Raw genomic sequence first — 20,223 nt, 5'->3', positions numbered from 1 at the left:
TGTGTTGGCTTCTTCAGTGTCGTTCATTCGGTGAGCACCAAACGGCGTTCAGCCGTGCTTGGGCACCTCGATGAATCCCGGGATTCCCGTCTCGACGACGGAGTTGAACCGGTAGCGGGTCTCCAGGTCGGTGATTTCCTGAATCGCGCTCTCGGGAAGTGCAGTGACGTCGAAGTTCTCCGTAATGCGCGCCGGCCTCACCGTTGACGTGAGAACGGCGGTGCCGCGTTGGATGCCCCAGGCCAACAGCACCTGTGCGGGAGTCTTCCCGTAACGCTCGGCCAGCGACACGATGAGCGGGTCGTCGAGCAGCCGCGGTTCGATCGCATGGCCAAGCGGAGCGAAGGCCAGCAGGATGATGCCCTCCGTCGTGCACAGTTCCTGCAAGTCCCACTGCGGGTGATACGGGTGCGATTCGACCTCCACCACGGCAGGCTTGATCCTGGCGGAGTCGACGATCCGTCTGGTGCGCTCGACGTCGATGTCGGAGACGCCGATGGCCCGCGTAAGTCCGTCATCCACGAGGTTTTCCATCGCCGCCCAGGTCTCTTCCAAGGTGACTCCGTCGTCGTACGCGACGTCGCCGTGCTCGTCGCGCGGATGTTGGTCCTCGCCGGGCTTGAACGCGTAGGGGGTGTGCATCAGGTACAGATCGACGTAGTCCAGCCCCAGCCGATCCAGGCTGGCCTGCAAGGCGGGCTTCACCCGTGCGGGCCGGTGGTTGTTGTTCCACAGCTTGGTGGTGACGAACAGGTCTTCACGGCGGACGGTGCCCTCGGCGAACAGCTCCTTGAGCGCTGCGCCGACCTCCGCTTCGTTGCGATACCGCTCGGCGGCGTCGAGGTGGCGGAACCCCGCCTCGACCGCGGCCTTGGTGGCATTGCGCGTCTCCGCGGCATTCGACACCAGCGTGCCGAACCCGAGTGCAGGCATCGTTCCGTCGCCGTTATTGAGTGCAAACCGGTACTCGCGTGGGTTCTCGATCGTTGTCATGTCCTTCGAACTCCTTGCTAATAGTTGTTTTTCGGTTGATTACGACTGTTTGAGATGGGCGATGGCGTCGGCCGTCGTCCAGACGGCGCTGGCGAGGTATCGGTAGTTCACCAACGCGGCGAGGTAGCCGTCGCCTTCGGGCAGGCGTGGACCTGCCGTGGCGTCCTTGACGACGACGACCTCGAAGCCTTGCTCGACGAGTTCGCGCATGTGGCCTTCGACGCAGAGGTTGGCGGCCATCCCCGCCAAGATGACCTGGTTCACGCCGCGCTTGCGCAGCTGGAGCACCAGGTCGTTGGACTCGGGTCCGACGATCTTGTGCGGGGAGGCGATGACGGTCTGCCCGTCGTGGATGTGGTGCTGGTAGTCGGGCAGGAAGTCGGCGCCTGAACCGGTGAAACCGGCCGTCGTGTACGCGCCTTGGCGCGCGAACATGCCGACGGAGCCCATGAATTGTTCGAGCGGGTCGCCGAACCGCCACTGCTTGTCGGTCGGATAGAAGTAGTGCGGCGACACCGCGACGGTGATGCCCGCAGCCTTCGCGGCGTCGAACAGTTCGCCGATGTGGGCGACGGTGCCGTTCTCGGTGACGCTGTCGCCGAACACCGGCCACGACACACCGTCCGGGCTGAGGAAGTCGATCTGCGGATCGGTGACGACGAGCGCCGCGTGCTCGAGATCCAGTACGAAGCCGGACTTCGGCAGCGCGGGATTCTCTGGTTCGGCGTAGATGCTCTGGTCTGTCATGGCTCCTCGCTGGTCGATGATGATCGGTACTCACCTTTATAGACGACCAGTCGTCTATAAATAGTCCCGTGAAGGTGTGATCCACCTCGCCGTGACAGATCAGCGCAGAAGCGCCGGGATGGTGACTGCTTCGAGCCGGTCGTACGGGGCGCGACTGCGGGTCACCTTTCCGCGAAGCGCCGCGCCCTCCCACGCCTCGATGAGCAGGGCGGAAAGTTCGGCGGCATCGAGGTCAGTCCGGATGCCACCGGAGTCGCCCTGACCGGAACGCACACGCGCCGTGAGAACCTCGTCCCAGCGATCGAGAATGCGGAGGAGTTCAGTGCGTGCCGGTTCACTCGAACCACCAAGCTCGAGCGACAGGTTGCCGATCAAACAGCCGAGCAGGAAATCGCGGGCCTCGTGCTCGTCGGCCAGCGCATGGAAGAAGCGGGTGATTCGCTGCTGTGCCGACCCGTCCGCGTCGAGGATCGGAACTAGTCGCTTCTCGATGTCCGACCAGTAGTACTCGAGGATCGCCGCGGCGAAGGCCTCCTTGCTGGGGAAGTACGCGTAGAACGACCCCTTCGGCACGCCTGCCGTATCGGTGATGTCCTTGACCCCGCTCGCGGCGAATCCACGCGCATGTACGAGGTCGAGGCCCGCTTCCAGCAAGCGGCGGCGCACATCGGGGTTGGGCGGCCGTGGCATGCGCTCAATATTAGCCGACCGGTCGCTTATCTCCGATGGGATCAGGTGAGTTCTAGGCCGCCGTCGACGGTGAGGATCTGTCCCGTCAGCCATGTGGATCCCGGGTCCGCGAGGTGCACGATCCAGTCCGCGACCTCCTCGGGCTTACCGCGCCGCCCGAGCGGAATCTGTTCTGCCTCATCCCGTTTGATCTTCTCGACCACTTCTTCGGGCAACCCTGCGGCGGCGAGGGCCTCGCTCTCCGTGGGGCCCGGGGCGACTGCATTGACCCGCACGTTGTCCGCGGCGAGTTCCAGTGCCCAGCTCCGGGTAAGTGATTCAATGGCGCTCTTGCTTGCCGCGTAGTGCGATCCGCCAAGCAGTGGTCTGTGCCCAAAGGTGCTGGAAACGTTGATGATCGAACCATGCACCTCGCGGAGATACGGCAGAGCTGCGCGGGCAAGCAAACTGGGAGCGGTGACGTTGAGGGCGAACAACTCCGTGATGCGAGCGCCGGTGACTTCACCGAGCGGAACGATCGCAGCGGCCCCCGCATTGTTCACCAGCACGTCGACTCTCCCCCACCGACGAGCCGCCTCCTCGATGACGGCCTCAGGCGCGCCGTCGGCGCACACGTCGGCGACGAACGTCGCCACCGCAGGATGCTCGCTAGCGGTCTGCAGCAAGCTGGCCTCGCGGCGTCCGATGCCGAGAACGTGCGCTCCCGCATTGGCGAACGCGATCGCGGTGGCGCGACCGATCCCGGATCCAGCTCCGGTGACGATCACGGTCCTGTCGGTGAGGCGAGTATCGGGCACGTTCATACCAACGCACCGAGCGTCGCCACTCATCCAGCTCAGCGTCGAGCGCACCCGCCGCCAGTGCGGCGACGTCGACCTTGGTCAGCACCGCATCCAGATCCTCGAGCTCGAGGAGAAGCGCTTCAACTCGCCCGACGTAAGTCCGACTAAATGCCATCAACTCGGACTAGTGATCTCGTTAGTCCGAGTTGCGCGCGCGAAAGTCGATGCCCCGCAGCATCATGCACCCGCCGCATCGGGTGGGCCGGGGTGCAGCGGCAGGGGCGCGGTGGACCGGGTCGATAGCCCGTCGAGCACCAACATCGCGTAGCGACGCCACAATTGCCGATCGCCGTCAGTGGCGACGTTGCTCACCGCGCACAACATGCGGGCGATCATCGGGAAGTCGGAGCCGCTGAAGTCGGCGCGCAGCTCACCGGACTCCTGCGCACGCGCCACGACCGCCTCGACCGACTTCGCCAGCCGCGCCTGCGCCGAGGATCCGGCGGGTGCGTCGGCGTCGGCGGCCAACATCACCTCCTGAAGTCCGCGATCGGACGTCAATTCGCCTGCGACGTCGAGGTAGAACTGGGTGAAACCCTCCCACGGCTGCGGATGCTGCAGCGCTCGCTCAGCCAGCCCCACCACCCGGTCGACCTCCTCGTCGAACACGGTCGCCACGACGTGTTCCTTCCCAGGGAAGTGCCGATACACGGTGCCGACGCCGACACCGGCGTGATCGGCGATGTCATGCAGGGTGGCCCCGAGTCCCCGCACGGCGAACACCGCCCTGGCTGCCCGGGTGATCCGCTCGCGGTTCTCGCGGGCATCCCGTCTCATGCCGCGGATGCTACCGGAAAGTGGACATCTAATGTCCGGTTATGATAGAAATCGATTAACCGGACATTACTTGTCCGCTTAATGGGAGGACGGCGATGCCGAGGACGATCCGACCCTCGAAGGTGCTTGCCGTGGTGGCACTCGCCGCCCTCCTCTGCTCATGCGCGCCGGACACTGTCGGCGCGTCGCCGGACGACGACGAGAGGCTGCGCCCGTGCGCCCCGGCCGGCGCTCCCCCGCCGAACCTGCCCTTTCCCGCCGCGAAGACGGTGGCGCCCAGCGACTTGAGCACCAGCGTCGTCCAGAAGGTCGACGGCGATCCGCAGATCCAGTGCGGCCGTGTGACATTGACGAGCCACAACGACGTCGTCTATTCGACTCCGGGCGCCGGTCCCGGTGCGCTCACCCTCAACGTGCTGACGCCGGCCACCCCCGGCCCCACGCCGTTGGTCATCTACGTACCTGGCGGCGGCTTCGTCCAAGCCGACAAGGGCGGTGCCCTGGGCCTGAGAACCTATGTTGCCGAGTCGGGCTACGTCGTCGCCAGCATCCGATACCGCACCGTCACCGACGGCGCACGCTACGTCGACGGTCTGGCCGACGTGAAGTCCGCGGTGCGTTTTCTGCGCGCGCATGCCGACGAGTACGGCATCGACCCGACCGAGGTCGTCTTGTGGGGCGAGTCCGCGGGCGGCTATCTGGCCGCGATGACGGCGCTGACGGCTGGACGCCCCGAGTTCGACCTCGGTGACAACCTCAACCAGAGCAGCGCCGTGACCGCGGTCGTCGACAAGTTCGGCCCATCGGACATGTCGCGCCTCGGCGCCGACTTCGACGAGGAGACCGCGTCCGCGTTGGCGTCGCCGCAGTTCGTCGGCCACCAGTACTTCGCAGGCGCACCGGCCGGGGCGGCCAACCCGATGACCTTGGTCGCCCCAGGCGACGTACCGTTCCTGTTCTTCCACGGCAGCGACGACCGCATCGTGTCGCCGAGTCAAACGCTGTTGCTGCACAACGCGTTAGGCGCGGCCGGTGCGGACAGCACCCGCTACGTCATCGATGGCGCGGGTCACGGAGACCTCGGTGGGTCGGCGCAGCTGTGGTCGACGACGACCGTGATGGGTGACCTCGTCGAGTTCCTGAACGCGAAACTACGCTGACGCCGCCGCTACAGGCGTCGCAGCGAGGATCTGAACTGCGCGGTCGACCGCCGTCTGGCCGTTGAACGCAATCCAGTCTTGATAGTGGATGTGCGGATTGCGGACGAGGAAGTCCCCCACCACGATCGCCGTCTTGACCACCTTCGCGAACGTCTCGGGCGTGTTGGCGAGGTTCAGTAGGGCTAGGAACTCGTTGCTCTGAATGAGGGTGATGATCTTCAGTGCGAACGGCAGGTCGAGTTCGAGGGCGGTCAGCGCCTCATACCCGAGGTGGAGCAGCGTGTCGTCGGTCGCGGTCGCGTACATGTCCCCATCGAGCACGAAATCGTAGGTGCGCGACCGGAACTCGATCGGTGTGAAGACTCTCGAAATTCCGGCGCCAACGGGGGCGTTGCCGAGCAGCGTCGGCCCAGGTGCGCGACAGGGGCTGCCGAAGGTGACGACGTCCAGCAGATCGCCCGCACGATGGGCGAGTGGCTGACCGGGCAGCATCAAACCCAACGTGCGCACCACGACTTCAGCACCCTGGCTGTAGCCACAGAGGTAGAACTTGCCGGCATTCATCAAGATCAGACGGACGAGTTCCGCCATACCGAGCGCAACCGACTCGTTGTAGCTGAGGAACGGGTTGGGATAGAGGAACCCCGAGGCGGGGTATCCGACCGGTTGGTTGCGAACGCGACCCATCTGTTCGAGGCGCCAACCCACGTCGAACTGCGGTCCCTGGAACGGGGTGCTCCAGGTACCGGAGGCGTTGTAGAAGAACGGCAAGTTGGTCGGTAGCGGGGATGGTTGATCGAACCTCAACCCGAGCCGGCCCAAGGTCAGCGGCCCGGCAAGGCCGTCGGCCTGCAGCCCGGAACGTCGTTGGAACTCCTTGACGACCGCGGTCGTCGCCGGCCCATAGTCGCCGTCAACGACCAGATTGGAGTAGAGGGGGTAGTCGCGGTTCAGCCGGGCCTGAAGCATCCGAACCAAGTCGTTGTCATCGCCGGGTTTCAAGACGATAGCCATCGCGAACCTCCTTGTTCTGAGGGCTGATGCAAACCAAGACTACGCCGATTGCGTTGGCGCGTCACGGATTCAGAGCGCACCACACCGACGAAATCACTCAGCTACCCCTGAGAGGGCCTTACTGATTGTGTCGCCCTGGAAAGCTTCTTGATCGTGCCCGTCGCGGCAAAGCGTGCCAGCACGATCCCCTACGGTTCGAACACCAACAGCGGTTTGCCTCCGTGTTCGGGAGCTTCGGCCAAATGGACGGCTTCGCTGAACTTTTCGACGGGGATCGGCTGGCCTTCCGGCACGCGCAGCGCGCCGCTGTCGGCGAGCTGAATCGTCCGGTCGATCACTGCGGCCATCCGATCCTTCGGTGTCTGACTCAACCACCGAAACAGCCAGAACCCCCGAACGGTCTTGGTTTCGTAGATCAGTGAGCGCGCGAAGATCGGGATGGTGAGTTTGTCCGGCTCAGTTTGGCGATGTGTGGACAGCGCACCGTAGACGACAAGCTCACCCGACGGTGCCAGCGCGCGCGACGCGTCCGCACCCACCTGACCACTGACACCGTCGATCGCCTTGGACACCCCGTCATGGCCCACGATGTCGGCCACCCGCGCGCGCAGGTCCTCATCCTCCGTGCAGATCACCGCCGTGCCCCCCAACCCGAGGATGCCCTCGACGGCGGACCGACGGCGGACCACGTTGAGGGTCTTGAAGCCGACGTGCGCGCCGAGCTGGATGACCATCTGACCCACGGTTGAACCGGCCGCGGTCTGCAAGAGCCATTCACCCGGTCGAACGTCGAGTTCATCACCGGTCAAGATCACGGCGGTGAGCGGATTGCTGAGAATCTGGGCGGCGGTGGAGTCGCTCATGCCCGCGGGAACGGGCAGGACCCGCTCCGCATCGGCAACGACGTAGTCCTGCCACGTACCCGTGACCCCGACGGTGACGACGCGTTGCCCGACGGTCAGACCGTCTGTGCCGCTGCCGAGTTCGTCGATCACACCGACGGATTCGATCCCGGGCACGGCGGGGAACTCCGGGGTGAAGCCGTATCTACCGCGGATGGTGTGCAGATCGCTGGCCTCGACGGGCACCGCTGCCACCCGGATCCGGACCTGGCCCGGGCCGGGCTCCGGAATCGGGCGCGTCTGCAGGTGCAGGACCTCGGACGGCTCGCCCATCCTCTCGGCGACGACAGACCGCATGGTGCTCATCGTTCTGATGGTCCTCCGGTCGGCGCCAGGTGTCGCCACACCATGCGAGAAAGTACGGGGTTCAGGCTTCGAGTCGGGCGCGGATGCTGGTGAGTCGCTGTTGCAGCTCGGCGTCGTCGATGACGCCATGAGCGACCAACGAGTGGGCCAGTGACACCAGTTGGCTCTCGGGATAGGGCAGGCTGGAGTACACGGTGGCCGACAGGACGTCTTCCTCGTCGCGCCGCTCTTTGAAGCTGGGGATGTCGGCGTCGCAGGCGGCGTGGTCGAGCGCGTCGCAGAGTCCGTCCAGACTGGTCTTCCACGGGGGCACGGGGTTCTCGACGCCGTACTTGGCGGCCATCACCGGCCACACCTGATTGCGTTGCACGATGTTCTGCAACGGCGCGATGGTGGCAGGCTCGATCGAGCCGGAATCCTCTGTCGTACTCACGTTTTCGTCCCTCAGATGGTCAGGGGTGGACGGCGGGCCGGGTGTCGGTGATGACGTTGGTGGTGACGCCGGCCTTCGGCACAGCGACGCCGATCAGACTGTCGCGCGTGATGATCTCGATCAGCTGGTCTTCGGTCCAGCCGTCGGTCCCCTCGGGGCGCATGGGCATGACCATGAACCGGTGCTTCTGGTTGGAATCCTCCACCCTGACCTCGACGTCGTCGGGCAGATAGAGCCCGAACTCCGAGAGCACCTGGCGTGGCGAACGGACCAGCCGCCGGCGGTAGTTGGGGGTGCGATACCACTCCGGTGAATTGCCCAGAATCGGTCGCGGGTAGCACGAACACAACGCGCAGACGATCACGTGATGCACCGTCGGTGTGTTCGCAAGGATCTGAAACGCCATGAAGTCGCTGGGCGTACCCCATCCCGTGGGTTCGAACCAGTCGACGCCGACCTCCTTGCTGGCGGCCATCGGGTCGGTGAGCGCTAGCTCCTTGAACGCCGGGTCCAGCCACGCCCGGGCCACCAGCCGTGCTGCGGGAGTCGGTCCGATCTGCTCGGCGAACTCGGTGAAGTGCCGATGATCCTCAAGGGTGAAAATCCCTTTCTCGATGCACAATTCGCGTAATGCGATCTCGAGGACTTCGAAGTCGGTGATCTCGTCCACCATGGGCTTCACGGTGCGGTCGTGATCGTGGTCGTGGTCAGTCATGTGGATCCCTCTCGGCAAGACGTCGATGGCTCGGCGGTGCTGGGTCAGTTGGCTGCGAGGAGTGCGCGCTCGGGAAGCTCCGTCTGCAAGGTGTCGGTCGCGGTCCCGGTGTAGCCGTACCAGAGCTCGGACTGGTTGAACCGAACGACGTACATCCATTCCGGCTTGGCGTCGGGGCGGTCCCAGGTCTCGTCCTCCGCCGCGGGGGTTTCGTAGGCGAGCGCGGCTATCTCACCCTTGGCACCCCGGACGTACTCCGGTGTGCGGGTGTAGAACAGGGCGGGCTCCTCGCGAACCACCACCGGCTCACCGACCTTGAACTTGGCAGGTCCGGCCTTACCGGCATACACCCCTGGGTCGCCCTTGCCGACCGCTTCGATGTGGTGACTGTTGCGCTTGACGTTCGCACCGTCGCCCTCGAACTTCGGCTCCGCGTCGACCGTCCTGCCCTGGATGCCGCCGGCGTAGCGCTCCTTGACCTCCAGCATCCGGTCGTTCAACTCACCAAGGCTGATGTGGTGCTTCTCCACCAGGACGCGGCCAACCGCCCACAGCCATCGCGCGTAATACGGAAGCCCGAGATAGATCGCGCGCCCGACGTCGACATTGCCTATCCTGCGACGTTCCTCCGACAGCCAGATTCCGCGCGCCCCAAGCACTTCGCACATGACGTAGGTCAGTTCTTCCCACTTCTCGTACTGCTTGTTCTCGTACTTGATCGGCGCATCCGGCTCACCGCCCACGTCGTGGGACGTCTTCATGTACGCGGTGAAGTAATCGTGGTCGATGAGATCGGGAGTCGGCGCATCCACGATCTCCGGGTAGGACGACTTCAAGCGCGCTACCAGATCCAGGTGTGCCGCACGTTCCGCTGCAGTACTCATGAGGCTTCCTTACAGTCGGAGGAAATCTGGTGCAGGCGTGATCTTGAATTCGATGACCGCCATCAGCATATGACCGTCGTACCGAATTCCGCGGGGTAAATCCGACGGCCGTCGACATGTGCGCACGAATTGCGATGCCCGTGTTTCAGTTGTTGCCAGAACTGGTCTTGAGACGCCATCGTGTCCGCCACTGAAATGGCACCGTTGCGGTCGGCCGGTCTGTGTTCGATTGCGCCTCCTGCGCCATGACCGGACTCAACGCCTCCAGCCGCACCGAGCTCGCTGAAGTTCGTAGATTGACAGTGCTGCTGGATGACGGGACGCCCGCCTGGATCATCCAGGACGCGTAGGTGTGGCGGAGTTCGTGCACGCGTGGACACTTCTTCAGCCCGGAGCCACGGTGCGTTCGCGGCCCCGCATCCAGCCGCCGTTGAAGAACTCCTGCACCCGAACCGGATTCCCGGCACCGTTGGCCCGGCCGCGGTGATATCGAGCACCTCTGATGAAGTTCGCGACTGTCGTACCTGTGGCCCGATTCTGGTTGGCGCGGTTGATGTTTGAGGATTCTACAATTCCATGACTACGGTCTTGGCTTCGGTAAAGAATTCGCGACTGTGCTTGCCGCCTTCGCGGCCGATTCCACTGTCTTTGAAGCCGCCGAATGGTGCGCGCAGATCACGAACGAAGTCGCAGTTGACCCAGACTGTGCCGGCGCGCACAGCGCGTGCCACACGGTGCGGGCGGCGCGCATTTTTGGTGAACACCATGGCGTTCAGGCCATACCGGGAGTCACTCGCCAACCGGATGGCGTCGGCTGCACCGTCAAAAGGGGGCGGTGGATTCAGGTTGAAGGCAGGTGACGCCTGGCCGGTGGTGGCCGAAGCGACGGACAGACGGTCGGTCGCCAGCGCGTCCGTGGCGGAGATAGTGACCTCCCCAGGTCGATGATCAATAACTTCGGCGCGGCGCGGATCCCCTCGCCGAGGATCCAGGTCGGCCTCACAGGTGGCACGCGGCAATATCGCCGCACGGAGACCGCGAGGTCGAAATACCCGTCGGGGGCATCGATGCCGGTGGCATGACACACCAGCGCACGAGGATGATTACCCAGGTCGCTGAGGGTGAGGTCACCAACAACCTTTGGATCCAGGTCGGTGACCGTCACCTCGACGTAGGGGTGTTTGTCCAGCAGTCTGCGCGACAGACCGCCATTGCCCGATGTCAAGTCCAGAATCTTGGGGGCGGCCGTGTCGGTGACGTGCCGCAGGGCGATGTCGGCGAGTCGGTCATTGATACCGAACATCGATGTGCAGGTATTCATCTGGCACTTTCTCGGGCAGGAATCAGGCCGCTGTCGATGCTCGGGGTCGGGTGGCTCGCAGCGTTTCGGAGGTACTCGGCCCGGCAGGCGCGGTGGGCCAGCTTGCCGCTGGTGGTGCGGGGGATGGCGCCGGCGGCGAGCAGTTGCACGTCGGCCACGGCAAGGGCGTGGTTGCGTGAGATCGCCGCCCGGACTGCCTGGGCCACCGGCGGGTGCTGGGCGCGGCCGGCGCCGACGGCCCGTTCGGCGACGATCACCAGCCGCTCGCCGGTGTCGTCGGTGGCGGCACCGGGTAGCTCGTTGGCCGGCACGGAGAACGCGACGACGAATCCTGAGCGTATCGCCGGGGAGGATTGCGAGACGGTGGCCTCGATGTCCTGTGGGTAGTGATTGCGTCCGTCGATGATGACGAGGTCTTTGATCCGCCCGGTGATGTACAACTCGCCGTTGAGATAGACGCCGAGGTCTCCGGTCCGCAACCAAAAGCCGCTCACCGCAGAGCCTTCGGCGTGGCTGCGGTGTTCCAGTTGTGATTGCAGCTTGTTGCGGAACACCAGTTCGGTCTCGTCTTCTCGGCCCCAGTAGCCTCGGCCGATGTTGTCGCCCTGTAACCAGATCTCGCCGATCTCACCGTCGGCGAGCTCGACACCACTGTCGGGATGGGCGATGACCGCCCATTGGCTGGGGATCACCTGGCCGCAGGACACGTGGGCCACCGCGCCGGCGGCGTCGAGCGACACCGGAACGGCCCGGTGGGCGCTGAGGTGCTCGCGGTCGAGGTAGATCACGCTCGGTCGGGCGTCCGGCGCGATGCTGGCCACGGACAACGTTGCTTCGGCCATTCCGTAGGACGGCTTGATCGCCGTCGGCGGCAACCCGTACGGCGCGAACGCCTCGGTGAACCGCTCGATCGCCGTGATGGTGACCGGTTCGGATCCGTTGAGCAGACCGGCCACGTTGCTGAGATCCAGGGTCTCGCCGTCGGCCGGCACGCCGCGTTGGGCGGCGAGCTCGAAGGCGAAGTTCGGCGCCGCGGCGAAGGTACGTCCGTGCGCCGATTCGGCGGCCAGTGCCTTGATCCACCGCTGTGGTCGCCGTACGAAGGCCAGCGGCGACATCAGCGTGATGTGCCCGCCGCACAACACCGGGAACATGATCATCATCAGACCCATGTCGTGGTAGAGCGGCAGCCAGCTGACGCTCCGAATGTTCATGTCAAGGCCGCCGGCGATGATCATCTGCACGACATTGGTGCACACCGCGCGGTGGCTGATCTGGACACCGGCCGGAGTGCGGGTGGAGCCCGACGTGTATTGCAGATAGGCGATCTCATCGGTGCCAAGCACCGCGGGGATGAACGTCGCGCCCACCGAGTCCGGCACCGCATCCACGGCTATGACCCGCGGTCGCCGCCACCGCGGAAGTCTCCTCAGGAACACCCCGACCGATTCAGCAGCGCCGACGGTAGTGAGAACCACCGAGGGACGGGCATCGGCCAGGACCGCGTCAAGCCGTTCGCCATGCCCGGCCAGCTCCGGTGCGAATAGCGGGACAGCGATGTTGCCGGCCGCAATGGCTGCGAAGAAACCGACCACGTAATCGAGACCCTGAGGGGCCAGAATCGCCACCCGGTCACCCGGCGAAGTCACCTGCTGTAGCCGGGCACCAACCGCCCGCAACCTGGCCCCCAATTGGCCCCAGGTCAATTCGATCGCCGCACCCTCGTCAACGCGTGTGTAATCCAGATACCGGTATGCCGGCATCTCGCCATAAGCGGCAACGAGTTCCGACAGATTCGACATCAACGTCATACCCTCAGGCAGCGCGATGTTGCCCGCCGAATTCAAATAGTCATCGATCCTGGGCTTCGACTCCCGACCGGTCATAGGGACCTCCTCACGATCTGCTTCCACGCCAGAAGAACATCGCCATTGACCTTCACGCGACACGCCGGCTCATCCGCGGCCACCTCGATCTCGTCCCACGAGAACAGGAGGCGCACATCAGTCGCGCGCATTTCTCCATCGATCGGCACAACGGCGCCACCTGTAATGCCGATTGATCCGTCCTCCTAAGCGCCCGGCGACCGTCAAGCGGAGTATTCACTCCATATTACTCGTATGCTCGTTCCCATGCGATCGCCACGCGGACGGAGTCGTTGTGCCGGACGCGTTCTTCAGCTATCTCACAGCTGATTTCAGCCCGATTGGCGAGTTGGATAGTCGAGGCGTCGGACCGCAAGTCTTGACCATAACCGGACTTCGCACTCCACTTATGAAGTCCATTGACCCGGACACCATCCGGTTCGCAAGTTCTCGCCAACAAAGCGCGCTAGAGTTTGGGCGTGAGCGAGCCCACCTTGCGCCGGGACGCCGCGCTGAATCGCGCCCGGGTATTGACGGCCGCCGAGGAGGTGTTCGGCGAGCATGGATTCGGCGCCAGTGTGGAGGACATCGCTCGGCGGGCCGGTGTGGGCATGGGCACTCTGTATCGTCGGTTCCCCACCAAGGATGCGCTGATCGCCGAGTTGGTGGGACAGTTCGTGGTCGAGTTCACCGAGCAGGTCGAAGCGGCCAGGCTGGTGTCCCGGGGAATGGGGCTCGAACAATTCATGTACCGTGCCGGCGAGATGCTGAGCAAACGCCGGGGGTTGCTGCTCCTGGCCAAGACCCTGGGCGCCTTTCAGACCGACGTAACTAGCTTGAAGTTGCGGACCTGGATGAGCGAGCTGCTGGCCGACGCCCAGGAGTACGGACGCATCGGCCCCAACATCCAAGTCACCGACGTCGACCTCGCGCTGTGGTCGATGGCCGGCATCATGCAAGCATCCAAAGACGTAGCGCCCACTGCCTGGCGCCGACAGCTAGCGATCATGCTGGCCGGCATGCGGCCCACAGCGGAGCCGATCGCAGAACCACCCCTGACGGACCTACAAGCCGAGCACGTCCGTGCCAACGTGGCGTGGCGAAACTGCCTGAACCCGAATGGGCCCAGCGACTCTGATACCCAGGCCTGAAACCGACCGCCAGTCGGCCACTCGAGAATGTAGTCGAGTGTGGCGATCTTCTTCGCTGTGCGAACGGGGTTGCGCGTCCCCCGACGACGACATCGATTGCGGCAGTCAACCGGAGTTCGAATCCCCTTGACACGAATCCCCTTGACTCCACAGCCGGTTGGGTCTGTCAGGCCTGCGTCAGGGTGGCGTCGAGAATGACCTTGACGGGCTTGGTGGTGCCCAATCGGGTGATTCCGTACTCCTTGGGTGCCACCACCAGCGTGGCGTCGTAGTGTGGCGGACCCGCCGTGGTCGACCGTGTCGCGTCGAAGCTGACCGATTGGGTGATGTCGCGGATGCGCAGGGTGCCGGTCACGTTGAGTCCGGTGGGCGTTTCAACGACGGCCGTGCTGCGGAACTCCAGGGTTGGAAACCGCACCGTCGCAAACACGTTGTCTGCCTTCAAATGCGCGTCGCGCATCTTGATGCCGGTATCCACGCTGTCGGTCAATACGGTGACCGAGATCGCGGATTCGGCCACCGAGGGACCCACCGTGATCGCACTGTCGTACTGGTCGAACCGGCCATTGACCTTCATGCCGAAGGCCGCCTTCGCCTGGAAACCGATCGCCGTCGCGGTGGCATCCAAGGTCCACTCGCCGGCACTCACTTCATTGTTCACAACAGATCATCCATTCTTTGACTATTACCTGTCCCGTAGCCGTGCAGCCCGGCGTTGCGCTGGACCATCCCGCGCCGCGATGCCGCTCCGGTTCCGGTGGCTATCGTCGGAACTGTTCGGCCGGTTTGAATTCTGCTTGCTTCTCGCCCATCTCATTGTGGAACCACGTGTTGCGCCGCCACATGGCGTACCGGTCCTGCAGCCGGGCGACCGCGGGACTGCGATGTGCGAGCAGGTCGACCGTGAGGTTCGCGGGAATCTGAAGCAGCGGAATCACTGCCCACGGCCATGGATTGGGCATGTCGTAGCGGCGGTAGAACCGTCCAGGTAGAAAATGCCGGGTGTAGCCGAGCTGCATCCGGTAGTTGAACGCGTCGCGGAGCCGCTTGCGGGTCGACGAACCAGGTTTCGCGGCGAATGCGCGGGGATACGACTCGATGAGTTCCACTCCATCGGCGCCTGCCGTGTTCGCCGCCTTGAGAAAGAACGTTGCCGAAATCTGTGTCGCCTCTGCGAGATTCGTTGGATACCAGCGAGGTTGTACGCCCATGAGATGCCCGACGTAGCGCCAGAAGTGCATCATCGCCACGATGTCCGCGGCGGTGGAGCGGTAGCCGAGCAAGTGCATTGCCACCCCTGCCGCGTATCCCCCGGCGAGCAGTGTGATCAGCGCGTCGGACTGGTTGATCGGTTTGCCCCAGGCGTCGAGATCCCATTCGGGATGCTCCATGATCTTCTGCCGGATGAACACGTGCATGACCCGCACGCGCATCGCGGTTGCACGTCCGGGACTGCCGGGGCGCAGTCCGCCGGGATCGGTGGTGTCGATCCAGAACCGGGCCGTCTCCATGAATCGGTTCAGCGCGGCATCACCGGCGTAACGTCCGGTCATACCGAGTGGCCGCGCGATCGAGCTCTCGGTGTAGGCGAGCAGCGTTCCGGCCCCCTCGAAGCTGAACACGGCGGGCCCGAAGCGGCGGAACAGAAATGCGCCGCGCTCCACCAGCTGGTGGTCGACCCAGTCCGGGTCGCGCTCGAACTCCTCGAACAGCCGGTGCATGGAGGCCGGTGCGTTCGGGACCGATTCGATGCCGTGCGTAATCGCCTGATCGAGCATTGCGCGACCGTCCGACGAGTTGCCACGGATGTAGGCCTCCTCGACGAACGCCTCAGCCACCGGATCGGCATCGTAGTGCCCATGTGCCAGGTCGAGGAGCCGCTCGTCATTCGGCACTAGGTCGAAACCGAAGAGACGCTGGACGATCCGACGCACACGGATGACGTTGGGCTTCTCGATCGCCGTCCAGTACGCGCGGAATTCCGTGGGGATCTTTTCTGTAGTCGACGTCATCGGACAACCTCCAGTGTGATCAACGAGACGGCAAGGGTCAGCGCCGCAACGGCGCAAAGCGAGTGCACGGCGCCGTCGCGGGCACGCACGTGGGTAACGACGGGAACTACGACCGGCATGGTTCGACCGTAGACCATGATGTTGTCAATTAGCAACATAATTGTTGGCATCCATCCCGTAGACTCGACGCATGACGGAGACTGTCAAACCGGCCGGGCGGCCGAAATCGGATCAGTCACCGGCAACCGAGACGACGATCCTCACTGCTGCGCTGCGCGCATTCGCCCGATACGGCTACGACGGGGTGTCGATTCGCACGCTCAACCGCGAACTCGGCGTCAGCCACAACCTGATCCATCAGCGCTTTGGCTGCAAGAAAGGATTGTGGCGCGCCGCCGTGGACCACGGCTTCGGCGCTCTGGTGAAATACCCTGCCGCCGTGTTCGACCCGACCGTTACTGATCCACTCGAGCACCTCAAAACGGCCATCCGTCGATTCCTCGTTTTTTCCGCGCGTCATCCCGAACTACTCGCACTGATGAACATCGAGGCGGGCCTGGACACCGAGCGGCTCGATTACATCTACGACACCTACGTTGAACCCGCCCTCGCGCCGCTGAAGCGGCTCGTGGAACACCTCGCCGCCGAAGGCCGAATCCGGCCCGTGTCGGTCCGGACGCTGAATTTTCTTGTCGCACAGGGCGGTGCCGCACCGTTCACACTCCGCCCCTACGCGCGGCGCTTCGGAGGCACGGACCCGCTCGATGCCGACGAAATCGAACGGCACGCCGCGCTTACCGCCGATATCCTCACCGAGGGCCTGCGGCTGTAGATGTCAGTGGTCGCCGGTCAGGGTCCCCTCAAAGACCTGGTCACCGGGTCGCTCGCCGGTGATGACTTCTTCGACGGCACTGAGCTGATATTCGTTGGCGGCCAGACACTTCAACAGATCAGCGGCTTCCTGATACCCGGCGATCCTGCGGTGAGGGTCGGTGTGTCAACGGCCGCGAAGCCATGGGGTAGTGACGCCGAAGGCGCCCTTTACGCAACCGATCGGGAAGTTGCTCTGGCTGCGGTCTGCTCGTTGTGGATTTGGCCACCATCGTGTGCAGCACCCGGTCGTTGTTCGCAGGAGTTAGGTGTACCTTTGTCTCGCAAAGTGTTTGGTTCCACTGATCGCCAACTTCGGCCCCGGGTGCGTGAGGTTTGGGGTTTCGTTGGAGAGTGAGCAGGTCGTGTTTGTTGTGAATTGGCGTGCATTTGGGTCTCCACGGCGGCGTCAGTGGCCAGACTGTCCCGTCGGCACTAAAGCACACCGATTGCGAGAAAGCGACATCGTGCTCTGCCATCCGCGGTGACGGACGGCGCTTACGCTTCGTCAGTTGATGGGGTCGCTGGTGGGGATGCTGATCCAGCTCGGCGCTGCGGGGTCGATGTTGAGGTGTTCGGGGTAGAAGGTGTTGTCCGGGGTGAACAGCAGCACGGCGTCGCGGACGTCATACGGGGGTGGGGTGAGCCCGGCGGCCATCATCATCGGCATCGGTGGAACCGCCGACGGATAGTTGCTCGAGTACACGCTGACCCGCAGCCGATGACCTGGTTGTAGAACCGCGTCCAACGGGTAGGTGCCGAAATCGATGGTCGTGGGCTGGCCGGGGACAACCGGGTGGTAGCCACGAAGAAGATCGAGGGTTTGGATCGGATCGACGTAGTCCCCGTTGGGCCCCCGCTTGCTTCGCGCCTCGTCGACCTGGCGCATCGAGGACACCACCCACCCGGTACTCAGCGGCAGCGAGTTCCCCGAATCCGGATCCACATCGCTGACGGTGGCCATCCAGAAGCCGTCGGTGCCCTCGTGCTGGGTGTTCAAATGCACCGCGACGGGGCCGGAGATCACCGTCGGCACCGACACCGGTGGACTGGTGAAGGTCAGCCCGTCGACCTCGTGCGTGCGCTCGTCCTGCGCGCACGCCATCAGGATCGCCGAAGGCCCCAGGTACTGAGTATTGGTGATGTCCGAGCACAGGCTCGCCACCCCAACCTTCACCGTGAGCTGGTCGGGTTCGGTGGGCATAGCAGCAGACAGCGAGCCGTCATGTTGGGTGCGCACCGCCGTACCGCTGATGTCGCTGCTCAGATACAGCCGCTGGTTGGTCATCCCCGGCCGCGGCAGCTGCGAGATCCGTTGCCACCCTTGGGCTCCCGGAATCTGCTCCAAGACGGGCCCGAGGGTCTCGACCCCGTTGTCGATACCCTTGAGCCAATGATCGAACCACGCCTTCTGCAGCACGTCCAGCCGCGGCGGAGCATCCCGCTTTCCGTATCCCCCGCCGGCGGTGACGTGATAGCCCGGTCCAATGATCAGCTGCTTCTCCCCGGGTTTGAGCCCGCTCAGATCCTGATAGGACCGAAACTCCGCGTTGCGGAACAGATCGCTCCATTGACCGGTGATCATCGTGGGAACGTTTATGTTGGCCATGTCGGTGCGAGTCGCCTTGCGCCACGGACCTTGTGCGTCATAGAGCATCATCGCTTCCGATGACCTGTACACCTCGTCCATGGTGCGGGCATTGAGCGCGGTGTACATCGCGTTGGACATGGTGGTGGGATCTTCGTTGCGGTCCTGGATCCATTGCTGGTACAGCTGCTCGTAGTTGCCCTGCACCATCGATTGCACGTCGGGCACACGCTTGGTCCCGTTGACCAGCCACAACCAGAACGGCAGGAACCCGACGTTGACGGCCCCGCCGCGCAACGCCACATCCTGGACTATGTCGGTGGCGGGCTCCACCGCGAAGACCGCCTTGAGTGCCGGTGGTCGGTGCGCTGCCGTCTGCAATGCGGTGATGCCGTCATAGGACGCCCCGGTCATCGCGACCTTGCCATCGCTGAACGGCTGCTTACTGATCCAGTCGACGGCCTCGACGGCGTCCTGTTGTTCCCGCGGGCCCGTGAGCTCCCATCTTCCCTCGGAGTACCCGGTACCGCGAGCGTCCAGATCGACCCAGACATAACCGCTTCTCACCAGCTGCTTGTCGGCGGACATGGTCTGCAAGAAGCCGCCGTCCAACATCTGCAGCAGCAGCATGAGGTTCTTCAGAGCGGGATCAGAGCTCTCCAGGCTGCCCAGGCCGCGCATGATGCCGTCCTGAATTCCCGGGGCATTGACGAGCTTGGTGATGATCGCCATCAACCACTTGGTGTACGGCGTCACGTTGAGCACCGTGGGCAACGGCTCGTCGTCCACCACGCCGTCGTCCATGGGCCGATAGACATTGGCCTTCAGCACCGTTCCGTCGCTCATCGTGATCGGCACGTCCCAGTCGATGTGCACCTGCGAGTGCACCTGCGGCCCGTCCTTCTCCGCGGTCCAGGCACCCTCCATCCCGCTGAAGTCATTGAAGTACGGCTGGTAATAGCCATCGCTGCCCGCTCCAGCAGGATCCGCTGAAACACCCGGCGCCCCGGCTATCTCTGCGAGCAGCAACACCGTGCCCACCAGCGACACGAACTTCGCGATTCGCCGCACCTCTCGATCCTCCATTGCTCAAACAGAGACGGCCGGCAACACCTAGTGCCACCGGCGGCACCTCAACATCGAATCGAATCGCTAACTCCGAAGTCGATCTACCGTAATGCCTTCATAGCAAGGCTGCCGTCGTTCGGGACTGTCCCGTCGAATTCGCAGGGCCAGAACGATTCCGGCGACCGAGCGCACCGGCCCGTCGTTATGATCGTCAGCCGTGGAGGGTCACGAATGACCACGCCGGCCGGCTGGTATCCCGACCCGTCCGGCGCGGGCGGTCAACGCCACTTCGACGGCGCGAGCTGGACTGATCATCAGGGGGTCGCTCCGGTCAGGAAACGCCGGGTGTGGCCATGGATCGTCGCTGTTTGTCCTGCTTCTGCTCCTTGGTGGTTGCGGCACGTTCCTGGTGTCCGAGCGCAGTTCGATCTCGTCGGTGATCTCGGCGGCACGCATGGCCACCACGGGCGATCCCGTCGACGATGGGTCGTTGCGCTTCGTGGTCACCAGTGTCGGCAAGGCCAACATGCAAAGTGACCCTCAGCCCGCGGGTGTGTACTTCATTGCCGACGTCAACGTGACCAACATGGGCAAGGAGCCTCGGTCATTCGACGTCCAGAATCAGAAGTTGATCAATGCGGCGGGCCGCAAATACGCGGCAATGTCGGCGGATGTGGTGGCGGCGAAACTAGAGACGAAGACTGTGGTCGTGAAACCCGGTGAGGTCATCGAGGTGGCGATGCGCTTCGACGTGCCAAGAGAGCCCAAGGTCACGGAGATCGAGTTGCACGAGTCGCCGACGTCCGCCGGCGCCAAGGTCCGCCTCTGACCGAGCGCGACCGTTGCTCGTGGGCCGTGACGATTCGTGACACCTCGACGGGTTCT

21 protein-coding genes and 1 pseudogene are annotated in these 20,223 nt (G+C 64.1%); 5 read left to right on the top strand and 17 right to left on the bottom strand.

Annotated elements, in window-relative coordinates:
* Positions 1-48: 48 nt before the first annotated feature.
* From HNP02_RS35620 to HNP02_RS35600, 5 genes are all read right to left on the bottom strand, one after another.
* The gene (locus HNP02_RS35620) at positions 49-993 is read right to left on the bottom strand and encodes an aldo/keto reductase (RefSeq protein WP_184445374.1); all 945 of its coding nucleotides are present in this window, start codon (positions 991-993) and stop codon (positions 49-51) included.
* Positions 994-1,032: 39 nt separating this feature from the next.
* Entirely contained in the window at positions 1,033-1,740 is a 708-nt protein-coding gene (locus HNP02_RS35615) for a cysteine hydrolase (protein ID WP_184445373.1), read from the bottom strand.
* 99 nt (positions 1,741-1,839) lie between these two features.
* Positions 1,840-2,430 carry a TetR/AcrR family transcriptional regulator gene (locus HNP02_RS35610; protein ID WP_184445372.1) on the bottom strand — a complete coding sequence of 197 codons (591 nt, stop codon included), beginning with the start codon at positions 2,428-2,430 and terminating at the stop codon, positions 1,840-1,842.
* A gap of 41 nt (positions 2,431-2,471) precedes the next feature.
* A complete protein-coding gene (locus HNP02_RS35605) occupies positions 2,472-3,227 on the bottom strand; it encodes an SDR family NAD(P)-dependent oxidoreductase (protein WP_221318396.1) in 756 nt (251 codons plus the stop codon).
* A 222-nt stretch (positions 3,228-3,449) separates the two neighbouring features.
* Entirely contained in the window at positions 3,450-4,049 is a 600-nt protein-coding gene (locus HNP02_RS35600) for a TetR/AcrR family transcriptional regulator (RefSeq protein WP_184445370.1), read from the bottom strand.
* A gap of 95 nt (positions 4,050-4,144) precedes the next feature.
* On the opposite strand from HNP02_RS35600, the gene HNP02_RS35595 reads away from it, so the two are divergent.
* Positions 4,145-5,209 (top strand): alpha/beta hydrolase, encoded by a 1,065-nt coding sequence (locus HNP02_RS35595; RefSeq protein WP_184445369.1) that lies wholly within the window; start codon positions 4,145-4,147, stop codon positions 5,207-5,209.
* Here the strand turns inward: HNP02_RS35595 and HNP02_RS35590 are convergent.
* The 8 genes from HNP02_RS35590 to HNP02_RS35560 form a co-directional block, all read right to left on the bottom strand.
* A complete protein-coding gene (locus HNP02_RS35590) occupies positions 5,201-6,223 on the bottom strand; it encodes a peptidoglycan-binding protein (protein ID WP_184445368.1) in 1,023 nt (340 codons plus the stop codon). The two genes, HNP02_RS35595 and HNP02_RS35590, sit on opposite strands and share 9 nt — an antisense overlap.
* 188 nt (positions 6,224-6,411) lie before the next feature.
* Positions 6,412-7,431 (bottom strand): zinc-dependent alcohol dehydrogenase family protein, encoded by a 1,020-nt coding sequence (locus HNP02_RS35585; protein WP_184445367.1) that lies wholly within the window; start codon positions 7,429-7,431, stop codon positions 6,412-6,414.
* A 61-nt stretch (positions 7,432-7,492) separates the two neighbouring features.
* Positions 7,493-7,774, bottom strand: coding sequence for a thiocyanate hydrolase (locus HNP02_RS35580; protein WP_255507359.1), 282 nt, complete (start codon positions 7,772-7,774; stop codon positions 7,493-7,495).
* A gap of 109 nt (positions 7,775-7,883) precedes the next feature.
* Positions 7,884-8,579 (bottom strand): thiocyanate hydrolase subunit gamma, encoded by a 696-nt coding sequence (gene scnC, locus HNP02_RS35575; protein ID WP_184445366.1) that lies wholly within the window; start codon positions 8,577-8,579, stop codon positions 7,884-7,886.
* Between the two features lie 44 nt (positions 8,580-8,623).
* Positions 8,624-9,463 carry an SH3-like domain-containing protein gene (locus HNP02_RS35570; RefSeq protein WP_184445365.1) on the bottom strand — a complete coding sequence of 280 codons (840 nt, stop codon included), beginning with the start codon at positions 9,461-9,463 and terminating at the stop codon, positions 8,624-8,626.
* 566 nt (positions 9,464-10,029) lie between these two features.
* Entirely contained in the window at positions 10,030-10,308 is a 279-nt protein-coding gene (locus tag HNP02_RS43235) for an aldehyde dehydrogenase family protein (RefSeq protein WP_255507358.1), read from the bottom strand.
* A complete protein-coding gene (locus HNP02_RS43230; RefSeq protein ID WP_255507377.1) occupies positions 10,305-10,784 on the bottom strand; it encodes a class I SAM-dependent methyltransferase in 480 nt (159 codons plus the stop codon). The genes HNP02_RS43235 and HNP02_RS43230 overlap by 4 nt, the downstream gene beginning before the upstream one ends.
* The gene (locus HNP02_RS35560; RefSeq protein WP_184445363.1) at positions 10,781-12,670 is read right to left on the bottom strand and encodes a fatty acyl-AMP ligase; all 1,890 of its coding nucleotides are present in this window, start codon (positions 12,668-12,670) and stop codon (positions 10,781-10,783) included. The genes HNP02_RS43230 and HNP02_RS35560 overlap by 4 nt, the downstream gene beginning before the upstream one ends.
* 458 nt (positions 12,671-13,128) lie before the next feature.
* Here HNP02_RS35560 and HNP02_RS35555 point away from each other — a divergent pair, with 458 nt between their 5' ends.
* Positions 13,129-13,800 carry a helix-turn-helix domain-containing protein gene (locus HNP02_RS35555; RefSeq protein ID WP_309241802.1) on the top strand — a complete coding sequence of 224 codons (672 nt, stop codon included), beginning with the start codon at positions 13,129-13,131 and terminating at the stop codon, positions 13,798-13,800.
* Positions 13,801-13,966: 166 nt separating this feature from the next.
* Here HNP02_RS35555 and HNP02_RS35550 read toward each other — a convergent pair whose 3' ends face one another.
* From HNP02_RS35550 to HNP02_RS43225, 3 genes are all read right to left on the bottom strand, one after another.
* Entirely contained in the window at positions 13,967-14,461 is a 495-nt protein-coding gene (locus tag HNP02_RS35550) for a YceI family protein (protein WP_184445361.1), read from the bottom strand.
* A gap of 100 nt (positions 14,462-14,561) precedes the next feature.
* A complete protein-coding gene (locus tag HNP02_RS35545; protein ID WP_184445360.1) occupies positions 14,562-15,812 on the bottom strand; it encodes an oxygenase MpaB family protein in 1,251 nt (416 codons plus the stop codon).
* Positions 15,809-15,931 (bottom strand): hypothetical protein, encoded by a 123-nt coding sequence (locus tag HNP02_RS43225; RefSeq protein WP_255507341.1) that lies wholly within the window; start codon positions 15,929-15,931, stop codon positions 15,809-15,811. Before HNP02_RS43225 ends, HNP02_RS35545 begins: the two co-directional genes overlap by 4 nt.
* Before the next feature lie 71 nt (positions 15,932-16,002).
* On the opposite strand from HNP02_RS43225, the gene HNP02_RS35540 reads away from it, so the two are divergent.
* Positions 16,003-16,644 carry a TetR/AcrR family transcriptional regulator gene (locus HNP02_RS35540; protein ID WP_184445359.1) on the top strand — a complete coding sequence of 214 codons (642 nt, stop codon included), beginning with the start codon at positions 16,003-16,005 and terminating at the stop codon, positions 16,642-16,644.
* Between the two features lie 546 nt (positions 16,645-17,190).
* On the opposite strand, the gene HNP02_RS35535 is transcribed toward HNP02_RS35540, so the two are convergent.
* A complete protein-coding gene (locus tag HNP02_RS35535) occupies positions 17,191-19,341 on the bottom strand; it encodes a CocE/NonD family hydrolase (protein WP_184445358.1) in 2,151 nt (716 codons plus the stop codon).
* A gap of 201 nt (positions 19,342-19,542) precedes the next feature.
* Here HNP02_RS35535 and HNP02_RS43890 point away from each other — a divergent pair.
* Both HNP02_RS43890 and HNP02_RS35525 read left to right on the top strand, forming a co-directional pair.
* Positions 19,543-19,647, top strand: a pseudogene (locus HNP02_RS43890) (DUF2510 domain-containing protein); the annotation flags it as partial.
* 100 nt (positions 19,648-19,747) lie between these two features.
* Positions 19,748-20,167: a DUF4352 domain-containing protein gene (locus tag HNP02_RS35525; protein WP_309241801.1), complete on the top strand. Its 420-nt coding sequence runs from the start codon at positions 19,748-19,750 to the stop codon at positions 20,165-20,167.
* The last annotated feature ends 56 nt before the right edge of the window (positions 20,168-20,223 follow it).

The sequence above is a fragment of the Mycobacterium sp. AZCC_0083 genome (assembly GCF_014202335.1).
Classification (GTDB): Bacteria; Actinomycetota; Actinomycetes; order Mycobacteriales; family Mycobacteriaceae; genus Mycobacterium.
Note: the sequence above shows the minus strand (reverse complement) of the source record. Positions and strands in the feature narration are given on the sequence as shown.

Excerpts from the sequence above, each read along its gene's own strand:
- HNP02_RS35620 (WP_184445374.1), bottom strand. The coding sequence starts at position 993 with ATGACAACGATCGAGAACCCACGCGAGTACCGGTTTGCACTCAATAAC.
- HNP02_RS35615 (WP_184445373.1), bottom strand. The coding sequence starts at position 1,740 with ATGACAGACCAGAGCATCTACGCCGAACCAGAGAATCCCGCGCTGCCG.
- HNP02_RS35610 (WP_184445372.1), bottom strand. The coding sequence starts at position 2,430 with ATGCCACGGCCGCCCAACCCCGATGTGCGCCGCCGCTTGCTGGAAGCG.
- HNP02_RS35600 (WP_184445370.1), bottom strand. The coding sequence starts at position 4,049 with ATGAGACGGGATGCCCGCGAGAACCGCGAGCGGATCACCCGGGCAGCC.
- HNP02_RS35595 (WP_184445369.1), top strand. The coding sequence starts at position 4,145 with ATGCCGAGGACGATCCGACCCTCGAAGGTGCTTGCCGTGGTGGCACTC.
- HNP02_RS35590 (WP_184445368.1), bottom strand. The coding sequence starts at position 6,223 with ATGGCTATCGTCTTGAAACCCGGCGATGACAACGACTTGGTTCGGATG.
- HNP02_RS35585 (WP_184445367.1), bottom strand. The coding sequence starts at position 7,431 with ATGAGCACCATGCGGTCTGTCGTCGCCGAGAGGATGGGCGAGCCGTCC.
- HNP02_RS35580 (WP_255507359.1), bottom strand. The coding sequence starts at position 7,774 with ATGGCCGCCAAGTACGGCGTCGAGAACCCCGTGCCCCCGTGGAAGACC.
- scnC (WP_184445366.1), bottom strand. The coding sequence starts at position 8,579 with ATGACTGACCACGACCACGATCACGACCGCACCGTGAAGCCCATGGTG.
- HNP02_RS35570 (WP_184445365.1), bottom strand. The coding sequence starts at position 9,463 with ATGAGTACTGCAGCGGAACGTGCGGCACACCTGGATCTGGTAGCGCGC.
- HNP02_RS43230 (WP_255507377.1), bottom strand. The coding sequence starts at position 10,784 with ATGAATACCTGCACATCGATGTTCGGTATCAATGACCGACTCGCCGAC.
- HNP02_RS35560 (WP_184445363.1), bottom strand. The coding sequence starts at position 12,670 with ATGACCGGTCGGGAGTCGAAGCCCAGGATCGATGACTATTTGAATTCG.
- HNP02_RS35545 (WP_184445360.1), bottom strand. The coding sequence starts at position 15,812 with ATGACGTCGACTACAGAAAAGATCCCCACGGAATTCCGCGCGTACTGG.
- HNP02_RS43225 (WP_255507341.1), bottom strand. The coding sequence starts at position 15,931 with ATGCCGGTCGTAGTTCCCGTCGTTACCCACGTGCGTGCCCGCGACGGC.
- HNP02_RS35540 (WP_184445359.1), top strand. The coding sequence starts at position 16,003 with ATGACGGAGACTGTCAAACCGGCCGGGCGGCCGAAATCGGATCAGTCA.